General features: G+C 41.5%; 14 protein-coding genes, 1 tRNA gene and 1 pseudogene. 6 read left to right on the forward strand and 10 right to left on the reverse strand.

Annotated features, from left to right (window positions below):
* Positions 1-188 precede the first annotated feature (188 nt).
* A pseudogene (gene aldA / locus ACERCG_RS01030) lies at positions 189-1634 on the forward strand (aldehyde dehydrogenase).
* A gap of 109 nt (positions 1635-1743) precedes the next feature.
* Here aldA and trkA read toward each other — a convergent pair.
* From trkA to selA, 10 genes are all read right to left on the reverse strand, one after another.
* A complete protein-coding gene (gene trkA, locus ACERCG_RS01035) occupies positions 1744-3120 on the reverse strand; it encodes a Trk system potassium transporter TrkA (protein ID WP_373610235.1) in 1377 nt (458 codons plus the stop codon).
* Positions 3121-4440, reverse strand: a complete 1320-nt coding sequence (gene rsmB, locus ACERCG_RS01040) for a 16S rRNA (cytosine(967)-C(5))-methyltransferase RsmB (protein WP_373610236.1) — start codon at positions 4438-4440, stop codon at positions 3121-3123.
* A 51-nt stretch (positions 4441-4491) separates the two neighbouring features.
* A complete protein-coding gene (locus tag ACERCG_RS01045; RefSeq protein ID WP_373610237.1) occupies positions 4492-4917 on the reverse strand; it encodes a universal stress protein in 426 nt (141 codons plus the stop codon).
* A 146-nt stretch (positions 4918-5063) separates the two neighbouring features.
* On the reverse strand, positions 5064-7700 hold the full coding sequence (locus ACERCG_RS01050) for a TRAP transporter permease (RefSeq protein ID WP_373610238.1): 2637 nt from the start codon (positions 7698-7700) through the stop codon (positions 5064-5066).
* Between the two features lie 206 nt (positions 7701-7906).
* On the reverse strand, positions 7907-8869 hold the full coding sequence (locus ACERCG_RS01055) for a TAXI family TRAP transporter solute-binding subunit (RefSeq protein ID WP_373610239.1): 963 nt from the start codon (positions 8867-8869) through the stop codon (positions 7907-7909).
* Positions 8870-9048: 179 nt separating this feature from the next.
* On the reverse strand, positions 9049-10905 hold the full coding sequence (gene selB, locus ACERCG_RS01060; RefSeq protein ID WP_373610240.1) for a selenocysteine-specific translation elongation factor: 1857 nt from the start codon (positions 10903-10905) through the stop codon (positions 9049-9051).
* Positions 10906-10921: 16 nt separating this feature from the next.
* On the reverse strand, positions 10922-11209 hold the full coding sequence (locus ACERCG_RS01065; protein ID WP_373610241.1) for a type II toxin-antitoxin system RelE/ParE family toxin: 288 nt from the start codon (positions 11207-11209) through the stop codon (positions 10922-10924).
* Positions 11206-11376, reverse strand: coding sequence for a hypothetical protein (locus ACERCG_RS01070; protein ID WP_192919070.1), 171 nt, complete (start codon positions 11374-11376; stop codon positions 11206-11208). Before ACERCG_RS01070 ends, ACERCG_RS01065 begins: the two co-directional genes overlap by 4 nt.
* 68 nt (positions 11377-11444) lie before the next feature.
* Positions 11445-12077, reverse strand: coding sequence for a pyridoxamine 5'-phosphate oxidase (gene pdxH, locus ACERCG_RS01075; RefSeq protein ID WP_373610242.1), 633 nt, complete (start codon positions 12075-12077; stop codon positions 11445-11447).
* A 68-nt stretch (positions 12078-12145) separates the two neighbouring features.
* Positions 12146-13528 (reverse strand): L-seryl-tRNA(Sec) selenium transferase, encoded by a 1383-nt coding sequence (gene selA, locus ACERCG_RS01080; protein ID WP_373610243.1) that lies wholly within the window; start codon positions 13526-13528, stop codon positions 12146-12148.
* A 65-nt stretch (positions 13529-13593) separates the two neighbouring features.
* Between selA and ACERCG_RS01085 the strand changes: the two genes are divergently transcribed.
* The 5 genes from ACERCG_RS01085 (at position 13594) to ACERCG_RS01105 (ending at position 16238) form a co-directional block, all read left to right on the forward strand.
* A tRNA-Sec gene (locus ACERCG_RS01085) sits at positions 13594-13688 on the forward strand.
* 100 nt (positions 13689-13788) lie between these two features.
* Positions 13789-14088: a type II toxin-antitoxin system HigB family toxin gene (locus ACERCG_RS01090; RefSeq protein WP_373610244.1), complete on the forward strand. Its 300-nt coding sequence runs from the start codon at positions 13789-13791 to the stop codon at positions 14086-14088.
* 9 nt (positions 14089-14097) lie between these two features.
* Positions 14098-14457, forward strand: a complete 360-nt coding sequence (locus tag ACERCG_RS01095; protein ID WP_373610245.1) for a type II toxin-antitoxin system HigA family antitoxin — start codon at positions 14098-14100, stop codon at positions 14455-14457.
* Positions 14458-14649: 192 nt separating this feature from the next.
* Positions 14650-15336, forward strand: coding sequence for an N-acetylmannosamine-6-phosphate 2-epimerase (locus ACERCG_RS01100; protein WP_373610246.1), 687 nt, complete (start codon positions 14650-14652; stop codon positions 15334-15336).
* Positions 15337-15344: 8 nt separating this feature from the next.
* Complete coding sequence (locus ACERCG_RS01105) at positions 15345-16238, forward strand: N-acetylmannosamine kinase (protein WP_373610247.1); 894 nt, start codon at positions 15345-15347, stop codon at positions 16236-16238.
* Position 16239: the final 1 nt, after the last annotated feature.

Below are 16239 nucleotides of genomic sequence, written 5' to 3' on the forward strand. Positions count from 1 at the left end.
AATAATGCCTGATTTTTTCTGTTTTAGGAAAAATCGGGCATTTTTAGCACTTCAACTAAGGGTAAAAATGTGATTTCCTTCACACTTATTACATTAGATTAACAAAAAAGTAACTTTGTATTTGAAAACAACCGCTATTTCTCCAATCATAATGATAAATTTCCTACGATAATAACAAGGAGTAACCTATGGTAAAACAATATCAAATGTATATTAATGGTGAATTTGTGCCTGCGTTAGACGGTCGCACTATCGCTGTGTATAACCCGGCAACCGAAAAAATGATTTCTGAAGTGCCTCGTGGCGGTGAAGCCGAAGCAAAATTGGCGATTTATGCGGCCGACGCTGCACAAGAGGCGTGGGAGCGTTTACCTGCCGTAGAACGAGGCAACTACCTACGCAAAATTGCAAATGGTGTGCGTGCGAGAGCCGATGAAATTGCCCGCACCATCAGTTAAGAGATGGGTAAAACGCTGGCATTGGCTACAGTTGAAGTCCATTTCACAGCCGATTATTTAGACTATATGGCAGAGTGGGCAAGACGCTATGAGGGTGAAATTATCCAGAGCGACCGCCCGAACGAGCATATTTTCCTCTACAAAAAAGCCATCGGTGTGACCACCGGTATTCTGCCTTGGAACTTCCCGTTCTTCCTTATCGCCCGTAAAGCCGCCCCTGCATTGGTGACAGGTAACACTATCGTGATTAAACCAAGTGAAGACTCACCAAACAATGCAGCGATTTTCTCGGAAATCGTCCACGAAATCGGCTTACCAAAAGGGGTATTCAATGTGGTAACCGGTTACGGCAATGAGATCGGACCGGAGTTATCCAGCAACGAAAAAGTGGGAATGGTGTCTTTCACCGGTAGCCAGTTTGCCGGACAAAAAGTGATGGAAGCGGCCAGCAAAAACATCATTAAAGTGAACTTAGAGCTGGGTGGTAAAGCCCCTGCGATTGTATTAGATGATGCAGATTTAGACTTAGCCGCCACAGCGGTGGTGAACTCCCGTGTGATCAACTCAGGGCAGGTGTGTAACTGTGCAGAACGAATCTATGTTCATAGCTCGATCAAAGAGCAATTTGTACAAAAATTGATTGAGAAGATGCAAGCAGTGAAATACGGCAACCCGTTAGAGCGAGACGACATCGATATGGGGCCAATGATCAACGAAAAAGGCTTACACAAAGTGCAAGAAATGGTGACTCACGCAATCCATCAAGGCGGTAACTTAGTGCTGGGCGGAAAAGTGGTGGAAGGCACGGGCTACTACTTTGAGCCGACCATTATCGACAATGTGGATAACACGATGGACATTATGCGTCACGAAATTTTCGGGCCGGTTATTCCTGTCGCCACCTTTGAAACGATTGATGAGGCAATCCGCTTGGCGAACGACTGTGAATACGGCTTAACCTCATCGGTTTATACCCAAAACATCAACAAAGCGATGAAAGTGGTTTCCCGCCTCAAATTCGGCGAAACCTATGTAAACCGTGAAAACTTTGAAGCAATGCAAGGCTACCACGCAGGTTGGCGTAAATCAGGCATCGGTGGGGCAGACGGTAAACACGGTTTAGAAGAGTACCTGCAAACGCAGGTGGTTTATCTGCAATTTGATGATCAAGTATAAACACAACGGTAATCTGCACTGCAAAACTGTGCGGATTTTTACAAGCGGTTAAATTTTCCGGAAAATTCACCAAACAAAAAGAGCATTGTTTAACCAATGCTCTTTCTTTTTATAAGAAAAACACCCCAAGTTGGAATAATTTTTCAATCTCATCAATCTGTTTTTTATGATTGACAAAAATAATCACTCGGTCGTTTTCCTGAATAACAGTGGATTTATGGGCAATAATCACTTCTTCACCTCGCACTACTGCCCCAACAATCGCACCTTGTGGAAGTTTTAATTCACGAATTTGTCTGCCAACCACTTTGGAGGAATTTTCATCACCGTGTGCAATAATTTCTATCGCACCTGCCACACCAAGTTTGAGTGAAGAAACCTGTTGAATATCCCCTTTTCTCACATACCCTGCAAGAGCAGAAATTGTGGCTTGTTGTGGGGAGATGGCAATATCAATCGTTCCGCCTTGAATCAGGTGCAAATAGGCAGGGCGCTGCACCAAAATAATCACTTTTTTCGCACCTAATCGTTTTGCCAATAATGCCGACATAATATTTGATTCATCATCACCAGTTACCGCAAGGAATAGGTCGATATTCTCAATATGCTCTTCAAACAGCAGCTCCTCATCAGAGGCATCACCTGTTAAAACTAAAGTATTCGAGAGTTTTTCCGCCAGTTTTTCCGCTAATTGTGGATTGCGTTCAATCATTTTCACCCGATATTTTCCTTCCAGATCTCGGGCGAGCGATGAGCCGATACTACCGCCGCCCACAATCATAATCCGCTTATGGGGCTTATCTAGGCGTTGTAGTTCGCCCATTACCGCTCGGATATGTTGTGTGGCACAGATAAAAAAAACTTCATCGCCTGCTTCAATAATGGTTGAGCCTTGGGGAATAATCGCTCGATCTTGACGGAAGATTGCGACAATTCGGGCTTCGATATGTGGTAGGTGATCTTTTAACGCAGAAATCGGGTAGCCAACTAGAGGCCCACCATAATAGGCTTTTACATTTACAATGCTGACCAATTCATCAGCAAAATGGGTGATTTGCAATGCCCCTGGGTAGTGAATAAGGCGTAGAATATCTTCTTTCACTAAAATTTCCGGGGCGATAATGTGATCGATTGGCAGCACATCATTGTTAAACAGTTGCTCCCGTTCCCGCACATAATCGGCATTACGAATACGAGCAATTTTGGTTGGCACATTAAAGAGCGTGTAAGCAATTTGGCAGGCGATCATATTCACTTCATCGCTACTGGTAACAGCAACTAATAAATCTGCATCATTTGCCCCTGCATCTCGCAGTGTTCTAGGCGAGGCAAATTCGCCACGAATAACTTGTAAATCGTGCTTGTCTTTTAGCTTGTCTAAGCGTGCAGGATCGTTGTCAATTAAGACAATATCGTTATCTTCACTAACTAAATTTTCTGCAAGCGTTGAGCCTGCTTGCCCTGCACCTAAGATGATAATTTTCATTTAATTTGCCACTTTTTGTAATGTTGCGTAAAAGAAGCCATCGCCACCATTGTGTTGTGGGAAGAACTGTTTTTCCAATGCTTTTTCTCCGTTAAAATCCATTTCTACTAATTTTGCATTCGGCGTTGTTTGCACGAATTGTTGAATTTGCTCGCTGTTTTCTTCAGGCAGTACGGAACAAGTTGCATAAAGCAAAATACCGTTCGGTTTCAGTCTTTCCCATAAAGCATTTAGAATATTTCTTTGAAGTGCTGCCAGCTCTGCAATATCACTTTCTTGGCGTAGCCATTTAATATCGGGGTGGCGGCGAATAACACCCGTTGCAGAGCAAGGGGCATCTAATAAAATGCGGTCGAACATCACCCCCTCTTCAAGCCACTCTTGAGGCTTGGAAGCATCGCCACAAATTACCTGTGCGGTTTGCCTCAGTCGGGATAAATTTTCACGCACTCTGCTTAAACGGCTTTCTTCAATATCAAGAGCAATTACTTTAGCCTTTGGGGATTTTTCTAAAATATGGGTAGTTTTGCCGCCCGGTGCAGCACAGGCATCTAAAATAGTTTCGCCATTTTCTGCACCTAATAATTCTGCCGACCATTGAGCGTGAGCATCTTGCACTGTTGCCCAACCTTGCTCGAAATTATGCAGTTGATTTACACCCACTGCTTTATCTAACAACAAGGCACAATTCGGGATACAAGCGGTCATATTTTCTGAATTTTTTGCAACTAAATCATTAAGCAGCACCGCATAATCTTTTGCTTTGATATGTTGCTGATTGGCTCGAATCCACATTGGCGGGCGTTGGTTATTTGCCTCCACAATTTCTCGCCAGTTTGGATAAGCTTTTTTCAGTTTATTGACCAGCCATTCAGGGTGTAGCGTTTGCCAATGTTTATCAACTTTTGCCAAGATTTCGTCTTGCTCACGCAAAAAGCGGCGTAACACACCGTTAGTTAAGGCTCGGAAGCTATCTAGTTTCAGCATTTTCGTTGCATTCACTACTTCATCAACTGCAGCGTGGGCAGGCACTCTCATATAAAGTAGTTGATATAACCCAACCAACAGTAAGCAATGCACCAAACGTGTTTTACCTTTAAGCGGTTTTTCCACCAATAATTTGATGATTGACTCTAAACGAGGTAGCACTCGGCATACGCCAAAGGTGATTTCTTGTACTAAGGGTAAATCTTTTGGATCAAGTTGTTTTTGGGCTTCGGGAATCAGGGTTGAAAGAGATTTCCCCTGATCTAATACTTGTAAAATAATGTTTGCACTTATTGCTCTGGAAGAAAGTGCTTTCGTAGGTTGTTTTTTCATAAATAAAAAATGCCATTCGACAGAATGGCACTATTGTAACTGAATGCGAGATTATCTTAAAACTAAAATTGGCTTGCTGGTATTACGAGCAACTTTTACTGTATTCGAGCTTAGCCCCTTTGAGTTTGGTTTACTGCTTGCCAGCATTAAGATTAAATCTACCGATTTTTCATCAGCAATACGGCAAATTTCTTCATAAATGGTGCCGTACGCCACAATGTGTTGCACTTTTGAACCTTCTGGGAAATGGGTTTTAGTAAATTCGTGCAGTTTTTCATTTGCCTCTTTTACCACTTCCTTATCAAAGTTTTTTGGTAAAAAAGCAGAAATTAAGCTGTTATCCACAGGTTCAATAATAGAAGCAACACGATAAACCGCATTTGGATTTTTTGCGGTAATCTGTAATGCCGTATCAACTGCATATTTCGCACTTTTAAGATCTGCTAAATCAATAGCAATAAGAATTTTGTTATACATCGTTATTTCCTTTTACTGCCGCTTTTGAAAAGACAAGCGGTCATTTTTTTATAAATTTTTGCATTTTTTCTCCTTAATTAAATTGCATTGAGCGATTTAATCGGTCTCTCCCATAAGGGAGAGACTTTCGCTAGTAAGGAGATATCTTACTGTTTTTTCACTCTGCGGCGTTGGTTTGCCACAATGCCGAACACCAGTAATAAAGCTGGAATGAAAATCCAATCTTTTGCCGGAGCATCTTGTGGCACAGCAACATAGTGAATGGTTTGATCCCAGTTTAAGCCTGCTTTTGCGGCAGGAGAATCAATTTCTACCATATCGATTACCACTTTTGGTGTTTCTACGCCATCAACTTCGATTTTCTCATCAGTTTGAATAAGCGTTAAACCTAAGTTTTTCAAACGTTCTTCGCCAGTTGAGCCTTCTGGTACAGGTAATTGAGCATAGAACTCAATTTCTTTACCGTAAGGGTTTAGCCCTTCTACTTTTAAGGTAACATTTTGACCCACTTTGCTTTCAAGTAGTTGTTCTTCAAAATGTACCGGCTCAATATGGCGTTCTGACGGATAAATTCTATCCATAAAGAAGCCCGGACGGAACAAGGCAAATGCAGCAACCACAAGCAATGCGGTTTCCCACCATTTATTTTTGGTCACAATGTATTGCATTGTTGCCGAAGTAAAGGCAAGAACCCCAATGGTTGCAGTAATAAACACCACCCATCCGTGCCCCGGATAACGCAAGTCAATTAATAACAAGTCAGTATTAAAGATAAACAAGAACGGTAAAATAATGGTTCTTAAGCTATATTTAAACGCCACCATACCTGTATTAATCGGGCTACCACCTGAAATTGCCGCCGCTGCGAAAGAGGCTAAGCCTACAGGAGGGGTAACATCTGCCATAATCCCGAAGTAGAACACGAATAAATGTACCGCAATGAGTGGCACAATTAAACCGTTTTGGCGGCCCACTTCCACAATAACCGTTGCCATTAATGATGACACCACAATATAGTTTGCGGTGGTTGGTAAGCCCATACCGAGAATTAAGCTAAAGATGGCAACCAAAATCAACATTAATACAATGTTGCCCATTGATAGGAATTCAATCACGCTTGAGAGCTGTACACCAAAGCCTGTTAATGCCACAACACCTACGATAATCCCTGCGGTTGCGGTTGCAAGGGCGATACCCGTCATATTACGACCACCTGCCTCAAGGCTATCGACCACATCTCGAACACCTTGTTTAATAATCTCTTTCGTTACGCTCTCTTTGCGGAAGAAATTAAGTAACGGGCGTTGGGTTAATTGAATGAAAATTAAGGTAATTGTTCCCCAGAACGCGGATAAGCCCGGAGAAAGCATTTCCACCATTAAACACCAAAGCAACACAACAACAGGAATGAGGTAATGTAAGCCTGCATTTACTGTCGGTTTTCTTTTTGGTAGAGCAACAATGTCTGAATTTGGATCGTCCGCTTCTAAATCAGGGTAGCTTGCTACACGGCGAATAGCCAGTAAATACCACAAGCCTAAGAAAGCACAAACGATAATGAAAGCATAATCTTCTGCCACATTACGAATCCAACCTAAACCGTAGTAAACCCCAATGGCTAAACCTACAATCACTAAAATTGAGGCTACTGTTCTTAACAAGAAGACTAAAATCGGGCTTGGTTCTTCAACTCTAGGTAAGCCTTGCAAGTTCATTTTGCAGGCTTCTAAATGCACGATATAAACTAAGGCAATATACGATATTAACGCCGGTAAGAATGCGTGAGTGATGAGCTGGCTATACGGCATATTCACATATTCAATCATCAAGAACGCCGCAGCCCCCATTACCGGCGGCATAATTTGCCCGTTTACCGATGAGGCAACTTCCACTGCCCCTGCTTTTTCTTTGGTAAAGCCTACACGCTTCATCATTGGAATCGTAAACGTACCCGTTGTTACCACGTTTGCAATTGATGAGCCTGAAATTAAGCCTGTTAATGCAGAAGAAACTACCGCCGCTTTCGCCGGGCCACCACGCAAATGCCCTAAATAGGCAAAGGCAGTTTTGATGAAATAGTTACCTGCTCCTGCTTTATCAAGCAATGCTCCGAATAGTACGAACAGGAACACATATTTGGTTGAAACCCCAAGAGCAACACCAAACACCCCCTCGGTAGTAATCCATTGCTGGTTAATGATTTGAGAAAGAGAACCAGAACGATGGCTTACAATCCAATCAGCAGGAAAATACTGCCCAAAGAAATTATAAACCAAGAATACCATCGCAATAATCACAAGTGGCAAGCCAAGGCTACGGCGAGTGGCTTCAAGCACCAATAAAATCCCCAAACAGCCTGCAATAATATCTTGCGTATTCGGTGCGCCAAAGCGTTTTACCAATCCTTCATAGAAGAAAATATAGTACAACGCTAAGCAAGCGCCCACTATTGCAAACACCCAATCAACTTTTGGAATACGGTGCTTTGGCGAGGTTGCAAAGGCAGGATAAGACAGGAAAGCCAAGAACATTGCAAAGGCTAAGTGGATAGAACGAGCTTTGGTATCATCTACCACCACGTTCAAATTAATACCTGCTTGGGTAAGCCATTCTTGAAAAACAAATGGCAACGGAGAAGCGTAGTAAATTTGGAAGATAGACCAAAGAATAGCGACATACACAATGGCTTTCTTCGCCAAGCCAGACGGTGTTCGACCGCCTGTATCATTTGAAGCGACCATATCTTGTAGGTCATCGTAATCAGCTTTAGATTCAACCGACATAATAGATTCCTCAAAAAAACAAGCGGTCATATTTTATAAAAAATTTGCAAATTTTCTCGGAAAAAACACCGCTTGCTAAATAAAATACTATGGATAACTTATCGATCAAAAGGAAAAATCGATAAATTATCAACAGCCTTATAAATGCAAAAAACCAGCACGCTAAAAAACGTGCTGATTAAGCATAAATCTAAGATAAATATGGATTATTTAATCCAACCTTTCTCTTTGTAGTAACGCACAGCACCTTCATGTAATGGAGCTGAAAGTGCATTTTTAATCATCTCATCTTGTTTTAAATTTGCAAATGCTGGGTGTAAACGTTTGAAACGGTCGAAGTTATCAAATACCGCTTTAGTTACGTTATACACTTTATCGGCATCAACATCAGCAGAAGTTACTAAAGTTGCATATACACCGAAGGTTTCTGTTGGCTCATCAGAACCTTTATATAAACCGCCCGGAATAGTTGCTTTTGCATAGTATGAATGATCAGCCACTAATTTATCGATTTCAGGGCCTGTTACCGGTACCAATTTCGCATCACAAGACGCTGCAGCTTCTTTTAACGCGCCATTTGGGTGACCTACGTTGTAAGTGATCGCATCTAAGTTGTTATCACACATTACAGACGCCATTTCTGCTGGTTTTAATTCTGATGCTACTTTGAAGTCTCTATCCGTCCAGCCTTTTGCCGCTAAGATAACATTCATTGTTGCACGAGTACCAGAACCCGGATCGCCCACGTTTACACGTTTTGCTTTTAAGTCATCGAAAGATTTAATGTTCGCATCAGTACGAGCCATTACCGTAAATGGCTCTGGGTGAAGAGAGAAAATTGCACGGATTTTATCGTTTTTCTTACCTTCAAATGAGCTTGAACCATTATAAGCGTGGTATTGCCAATCTGATTGAGCAATTCCCATATCCATTTCTTTCACTGCAATCGCATTTAAATTTGCCACCGAGCCGCCCGTTGATGGCGCATTACATTTCACCCCAGTTTTTGCCGTATCACGGTTTACTAACTGACAAATAGACTGCCCCACCACATAATAAACCCCCGTTTGACCACCCGTACCGATAGTCACAAACGTTTCAGCGGCTTGAACTGACGCTGTTCCCATCACAAGGCTTGCAAGGAAAGAAAGTTTGACTAATTTTTTCATTTTTTAACTCCTAAATAATAAGAGGGAAAATAAGAATTTTGTTTTTTGAGCCACCGCTCCAAACACCATAAGAGATACGAAACTTCTTTGAGTTGCATTTGCCTCTTGGGTTTTGAGTTTTAACACAGATTTTTAAATTAGTAAATTTATTTTTAATAATAAAAAAATTCTATTCTTGATTAATTTGAGGCAAAAGTTTCACAATCTCTTAACAAATGTACATCACCTTTACGTCTTAAAAAGCCTGAACGATCAAAATATTCTATTAACTGCACGGTTAATTTTCGCCCATAGCCTAATTCATCACGCAATTGATTGACTGAAATCGCTCCCTGTTTTGCCACAAACTGCTTAATTAAGGTCGCGAATTCACTGATTTGTTCACTTAATAAAAAGCGATCTTTCACAATAGGAATAAGATAGCCTAATTTTCCTGCTTTATATAAAAGATTACGCATTTGCACCTCCTCTACAGAAAGCTGGCTTGCTACATCACGCACCCAAAGTGCTTGGTTAGTTGCCTCAAAAAGCGGTCGAATTTGTTGCCACATTTGCAACTCTTCTGCATTAAGTTCAACACGATGTTCAGGCAAATGTAACCAGCCTCGGCTGTTTGCTAATCGGTTTTCTGCCACTAGCTCTTCAATAAATTGATTGGCTAAACTTTCGGGCAAATCCAATAATGCTATACGATAAAGCCGTGCTTTGGTGACGCCTATTTGATCTTGATGTTGTTGGTGATAGGTTGTTATGTTTTCTATCACCCGTTGTTGGGCTTGGGATTTAAATTCGTGATTAAATAGCCATTTTGAAGAGACATCAAACCCTAATTTTGCCACCGCTTTCGTAGTCAATTGCTCCGCCCATAATAGCAATGGCAAATCAATGGCTTTTTTTTGCAGATAGAGATTAAGACGTGCGGCAAAATCATTACAAGCGGTCGTTTTTGCTAAATTTTTTACCAATGCCAAACGTTCATCGGTGCGTTTGTGGCGTTTGGGTGAGTGGATCTCTAGCACCTCCGCCCCCGCTAATGTTTGGCTATCATCTCCATTTCGGATAATCAGTTTGTCGTTTATGGCAATATGCAACGGCTCGTCTAGAATCACTTCTGCAAAAAATTGCTGATTTTTGACCGCTTGTTTGCCCTCAAGTAAATTGAGTTTACCCGTAATATGCGAGGCGAAATGGTACAAGTGAATAATGCTATTCTCTTTGAAGGCTTGGTTAGCGGTAAGTTGGACGGTAATGCGATCGGTCGCAAATGTTGGCTCAAGCTCGGTAATCCAATCGCCACGCTTGATTTCTTCTTTTTCTACATTAGCGATATTCAACGCCAAACGTTGCCCAGCAGAACCCGTTTCCGATGGCGTATTTTGGGCATGAATGGCTTTCACACGCACTTTTTTACCGTTCGATAAAAATAGCACTGAACCAACTCTCACTTGCCCTGCCACCGTTGTGCCAGTTACCACTAATCCAGCCCCTTTCACATTAAACACACGGTCAATGGCATAACGAAACGGTTTGTTTATTTGAGTGTTTTGCTGATTAATCTCAATTAAATACGCCTTTAGTTCCTTAATACCTTGCAAGGTTTTCGCTGAAGTAATAAAAGTTTTCGATTCTGCTAAAAACGGATAAGCGGTTTTCACTTGCTCAATTAGCTGATGAATTTGCGACTCTTCAGCTCGATCAGCTTTAGTAATCACAATCATAATGTGCTGAAAATTCAGCAGGCGGAGAATGTCTAAATGCTCTTCGGTTTGCGGCTTAATCCCTTCTTCGGCAGAAATCACCAACAAGGCGTGATGAATTCCGCCAAGTCCAGCCAACATATTGGATAAAAAACGCTGATGCCCCGGCACATCAATAAAACCTAAAATATCGTTCTCAATGGGTAAATAAGCATAGCCCAAATCAATCGTCAGTCCACGTTTTTGTTCTTCGGGTAAATGGGTAGTATTCGTGCCAGTTAAGGCGTGTAAAAGAGAGGTTTTGCCGTGATCGACGTGGCCAGCAGTACAGATAATCATTGATAGTCCTTATAAATTAGTAACTATTTTGGCGAGCAGATTTAAAATCCACAATATAAACATTTTCCTGACCAATCAGGAATTTTACTTGATATTTACCGTTTAAAATCGGAATTTCTTTTTTCTTACGCAGCCGATAAACATCTGCCGTATAGGAAAGTTTATCCACTTCGCTTTTGATTGCGTCATAAAATTGTTCTGCAATAATCGGATTTTGAGATTGTTGCAAAATATAATCCGCTTGATGGAGTAATTTAATTTCTGCTTTTTCTAACCAAACAATGTTGTAATCAAACTTCATCATTTTTCAGTTAATCCTAGCTTTTTACGCAGATTTTCCATTACCTGATCGTGAGATTTAGTTTCCACTAAGCCTTTTTCTAATTTATCTAGCAATTCCAATTCATCATCAGTATAAAAACTTTTTTTCTGATCTAACTGAGATAATTCGTGTGATAACGTCAGTTCCATATAGCCCCCTTACAGATAAAGCTCTCCCAATATTCTATCTTTCTTTATACCAAATTCAAAATCAGAACTTAGGGCGATAACCTCACCTTTTCCCACGCCCCTGATACTAACTTATACTGAATACGGTCGTGCAAGCGGCTACTTCTTCCTTGCCAAAATTCAATACAATCTGGAATCAAAATATAACCACCCCAACGCGGAGGACGAGGTACTTCAAGTGGAAATTGCAATGCAAACTTGGCAGATTTCAACAATAGCGCTTTGTAGTTTTCAATCGGCAGACTTTGTTCGCTCGCCCACGCCCCTAAACGGCTAGTATAAGGACGAGAGGCAAAATAAGCATCAGACTCCGCCTCTGGAATTTTCTCAATTCGCCCTTCCACCCGCACTTGACGTTGTAATTCCGACCAAAAGAACGTTAAGCAACCAAACGGATTTTCAGCAATTTCCAGCCCTTTTCGGCTCTGATAATTGGTAAAAAAGACAAAACCCTGTGGATTAACTTCTTTCAGTAAAACCATTCTGCTACTCGGGCGACCATTCTCTGCAACTGTCGCAATATTCATTGCAGTCGGCTCATTCACTTTCGTATTAATAGCTTCACTCAACCACTGCTCAAACTGGGTGATTGGGCTTGAATGGCAATCTTTAATAGAAAGCACTTTTTTGGTGTAGTCTTCCCGAATGTGGTGTAGATCCATAAGGATTCCTTTATCTTATTCTGTTTCTGTAATTTATCGGACAGGCACAGGACCTGTCCCTACCGTCACTAATATCCCAACATCTCAATCAACTTTTCAAACTCCGCCACCGATCTTAAATCCAACCACATTTTACTCTGTGCAATGCGTCCAATAATGGGGCTTGGGTAGGTTTTGAACTGTTTTTCTAACGCAAGTAAATCGCGCTGTTTTTCAGCGGAAATCGTTACTGCCACCGATGGCAATCTTTCCGAAGGCAATGCACCGCTGCCAATTTGAGCGGGGCTCGGCTCAATTTGCAAAATATAATCGGCATTTAACCGCTTGTTTAAGGCGTTTTTCAAGCGTTCTGCCTTGTGCTGTAACTCCTCGAGCGATTGTGTGAGCAAATTAAGCGTCGGTAAATCGTCCGTTAATTTTTCAGGGAATAAATAGTGGCGGAGCGTTGCTTCAAGGGCGGATAAAATCACTTTATCGCAACGTAACACTCGTTTAAGTGGGTGCTGTTGCAGTTGGCTAATCATCGCTTTACTCCCCACGATAATGCCCGCTTGAGGCCCACCCAATAATTTATCGCCCGAGAAAGAAACTAAATCCACCCCTGCTGCCACTTTTTGTTGCACCATTGGCTCCGCGGGTAAATTGAGTGCCTGCATATTGGTAAGCGAGCCGCTGCCTAAATCGGTAATCACAGGCAGATTAAACTCTTTACCGAGTGCGACTAGCTCTTCTTCCGATACTGAGCTAGTAAACCCCTCAATATGATAGTTGCTCGTGTGAACTTTCATCAAAAAGGCAGTGTTTTCAGTGATTGCGTTGCGATAATCCTTTAAATGAGTGCGATTAGTTGTGCCGACTTCCACCAATTTACACCCTGCTTGAGCCATAATATCAGGAATACGGAATGATCCACCGATTTCAACCAGTTCACCGCGAGAAACAATAACCTCTTTACCTTGTGCGAAAGTGGCGAGCATCAACAACACCGCAGAGGCATTGTTATTTACGATACAAGCTGCCTCCGCCCCCGTTAAGATTTGCAAAAGTTCGGATATATAATTGTCTCGATGCGAGCGTTTGCCCTCATCAATATCAAATTCTAACGCAACGTTTTGTCGCATTGCGTTTGTGGCAGCTTCAATCGCTTTTTCCGACCACAATCCTCTCCCCAAATTAGTATGCAGCACCGTGCCTGTTAAATTAAAAACAGTTCTGATCTTAACGTTGCTTAAGGCTTGCAGATTGCTTTCTAATATGGAGAAAAATGCCTTTTCCTCTGAGATAAAGCTCGGTAATGCTTGATGCTGAGCGATAAATTGACGGGCTTGGTTAATCAATAATCGTGCTTGTTCTGCAACCGTAGAATAAGCAAATTTTTGGCATAATTCGACCGCTTGTGGCTTTTTCAGAAGTAGGTCGAGTGAGGGAATTTGTCGGAATAGTTGTTGCATAAAATTTTATCGAGAGAATGTTTTGGATTATTCTAATAAATAAAGTACAATATTGCTACACATTCGGAAGTGTGTCATCTCTGGTGAGGTGGCAGGACTTCAAATCCTGTTGAGGACGCCAGCGTTCTCGGGTGGGTTCGACTCCCATACACTTCCGCCAATTCATCATCTTATCTTCTACTTCTATAAATTCTCCAATATATTTACTTAATCCCAAATTGGGATTATCATATAGATAGACTTTTGAATTTAGGAAAATTATGAGAATAATCTCAACTTCAACCTTAATTGATTACTACACCAAATATCCCGAAACAGAGCAACCATTAAAAGCGTGGGTAGCAGAGGTTAAAAAGGCAAATTGGCAAACTGCTCACGATATTAAAGCTCAATATAAAAATGCCAGTATCCTGAAAAATAGACGTGTTGTATTTAATATTAAAGGTAATGATCATCGCTTAATCATAGCAGTAGCCTTTAGATTAGGGGCTGTTTATATAAAATTTATCGGAACACACGCCGAATATGATCGCATAAACGCTGATGAAATCGAATTATAGAGGTAAAAAATGAATATAACTCCAATCAGAACGGAAACAGATTACCAAAATGCACTTAAGGCGGTTGAGCCTTTATTTGATCGTGAAGATGAATTAACTACCGATGAGCTAGATTATTTCGATGTAATGATAAGCCTCATTGAGAATTATGAAAGCAAACATTATCACATTGACTTACCTGATCCTATAGAAGCTATCAAATTCAGAATGGAACAACAAGGAATGGAAATTAAAGATCTTGATGGGATTATCGGTAAACCAAACAGGGTTTATGAGATTTTTAATAAAACCCGACCACTCACCCTAAATATGATTAGAAATTTGCACAATAAATTAGGAATAGGTGCAGATGTGCTAATTCAAACCTAAAAAAATAGCCGTTAGTTGCAAAATTAACGGCTATTTCTTTTTCTAAACTTTCACAAAAAATGAGATCTAGCTCACATTTTCTTATTTTTCCATTTGTAGTAAAAATTTATAGGTTTATAATTATTTGGAGTATTTCTTCATAAACAAAATCTAGTCTATGGCTACTTTTTGCAGTACAAAAAGGAAAAGATTATGTCTGTATCTCGTCATACTATTTTAAATAAAATCCAAAACGGGCTGATTGCTTCTTGCCAACCGGTTGATGATGGTCCGATGGATAAACCTGAAATTGTGGCTGCTATGGCGGCTGCTTCTGTTATTGGTGGAGCAAAAGGCATTCGCATTGAGGGCGTAGAAAATTTAAAAGCAACTCGTGCCGTTGTTGATGTGCCGATTATCGGCATTGTAAAACGTGATTTGCCAGATTCCCCCGTTCGTATCACCCCATTCTTAGAAGATATTGATGCCTTAGCCGAAGCTGGGGCAGATGTTATCGCCGTTGATGGCACATTCCGCACTCGCCCTGTCAGCATTGAAGAGGCGGTTAAACGCATTCACGAAAAAGGTTGTTTAGCAATGGCGGATTGCTCCAATTTGGAAGAGGGTTTGCATTGCCAACAACTTGGTTTTGATATTGTCGGCAGCACAATGTCGGGCTATACAGGCGGTGAAGTGCCAGATGAGCCAGACTATCAATTAGTGAAAGATTTAAAAGCCGCAGGCTGTAATGTAATGGCGGAAGGGCGTTATAACACGCCAGAGCTTGCCAAAGTGGCGATTGAAATTGGGGCAGATTACGTTACCGTTGGTTCAGCATTAACTCGCTTGGAGCATATCGTTAGCTGGTTTGCGGATTCTGTAAAATCGGCTCAAAAATAGGGGAAAGTATGCGTTGTTTAGCGATTGATATTGGCGGCACAAAAATTGCAACGGCGATTGTTCAGCACAATCAAGTGGAACAACGCAAGCAAATTCAAACCCCAACCGATAAACCCCAAGCCGATCAAGCTGAAAGTTTACATCAAGCCATTGCGGAAATTGTACAAATTTATCAAGGGCAATTTGATTTTGTTGCAGTTGCCTCCACAGGCATTATCAATAATGGTGTGCTGACTGCGTTAAATCCGAAAAACTTGGGTGGTTTAGCCGAGTTTCCGTTAAAAGAAAGCATTGCTCGCCATACCGATAAATCGATTGCGTTATTAAATGACGTGCAAGCGGCGGTGTGTGCCGAATATTTAAATGAAGACCAACAAGCGGTCAAAAATTTCGTCTTTATTACCGTATCTACAGGTGTCGGCGGTGGCATTATTTTAAATGGTGACCTGCAAATCGGCTCAAACGGCATTGCAGGGCATATCGGGCATACGTTGGCTGATCCGAACGGGCCTGTGTGTGGCTGTGGGCGTGTCGGTTGTGTGGAGGCCGTTGCCGCAGGGCGTGCGATTGAAGCCTCCGCCAGCAAATGGGATTCCCCTTGTTCGCCAAAAGAGGTGTTTGAGCGTTTCAGACAAGGCAACTCACAAGCGGTCGAATTAGTGGAAAAATCTGCAAAAGCGATTGCAAACTTAATTGCTGATTTAAAAATCAGCTTGGATATTCAAAAAGTGGTGTTAGGTGGCAGCGTGGGTTTGGCAGAAGGTTATTTACCGCTCGTTCAACGTTTTCTTGCTGAACTTCCAGCCGTTTATCACTGTACATTAGAAAATGCCAAATCAGGGCAAGATGCCGGCTTAATCGGGGCAGCTTGGTGGGCAGAACATCATTTTAAGAAAAATTAAC

Origin of the sequence: Mannheimia sp. E30BD (assembly GCF_041807785.1) — a bacterium.
GTDB lineage: Bacteria > Pseudomonadota > Gammaproteobacteria > Enterobacterales > Pasteurellaceae > Mannheimia.

Coding starts and splice junctions, on each gene's coding strand:
- ACERCG_RS01065 (WP_373610241.1), bottom strand. CDS start 11,209: ATGATGAAGTTTGATTACAACATTGTTTGGTTAGAAAAAGCAGAAATT.
- rsmB (WP_373610236.1), bottom strand. CDS start 4,440: ATGAAAAAACAACCTACGAAAGCACTTTCTTCCAGAGCAATAAGTGCA.
- ACERCG_RS01055 (WP_373610239.1), bottom strand. CDS start 8,869: ATGAAAAAATTAGTCAAACTTTCTTTCCTTGCAAGCCTTGTGATGGGA.
- trkA (WP_373610235.1), bottom strand. CDS start 3,120: ATGAAAATTATCATCTTAGGTGCAGGGCAAGCAGGCTCAACGCTTGCA.
- ACERCG_RS01070 (WP_192919070.1), bottom strand. CDS start 11,376: ATGGAACTGACGTTATCACACGAATTATCTCAGTTAGATCAGAAAAAA.
- selB (WP_373610240.1), bottom strand. CDS start 10,905: ATGATTATCTGTACTGCTGGCCACGTCGATCACGGCAAAACCTCTCTT.
- ACERCG_RS01100 (WP_373610246.1), top strand. CDS start 14,650: ATGTCTGTATCTCGTCATACTATTTTAAATAAAATCCAAAACGGGCTG.
- ACERCG_RS01105 (WP_373610247.1), top strand. CDS start 15,345: ATGCGTTGTTTAGCGATTGATATTGGCGGCACAAAAATTGCAACGGCG.
- pdxH (WP_373610242.1), bottom strand. CDS start 12,077: ATGGATCTACACCACATTCGGGAAGACTACACCAAAAAAGTGCTTTCT.
- ACERCG_RS01095 (WP_373610245.1), top strand. CDS start 14,098: ATGAATATAACTCCAATCAGAACGGAAACAGATTACCAAAATGCACTT.
- ACERCG_RS01045 (WP_373610237.1), bottom strand. CDS start 4,917: ATGTATAACAAAATTCTTATTGCTATTGATTTAGCAGATCTTAAAAGT.
- ACERCG_RS01050 (WP_373610238.1), bottom strand. CDS start 7,700: ATGTCGGTTGAATCTAAAGCTGATTACGATGACCTACAAGATATGGTC.
- selA (WP_373610243.1), bottom strand. CDS start 13,528: ATGCAACAACTATTCCGACAAATTCCCTCACTCGACCTACTTCTGAAA.
- ACERCG_RS01090 (WP_373610244.1), top strand. CDS start 13,789: ATGAGAATAATCTCAACTTCAACCTTAATTGATTACTACACCAAATAT.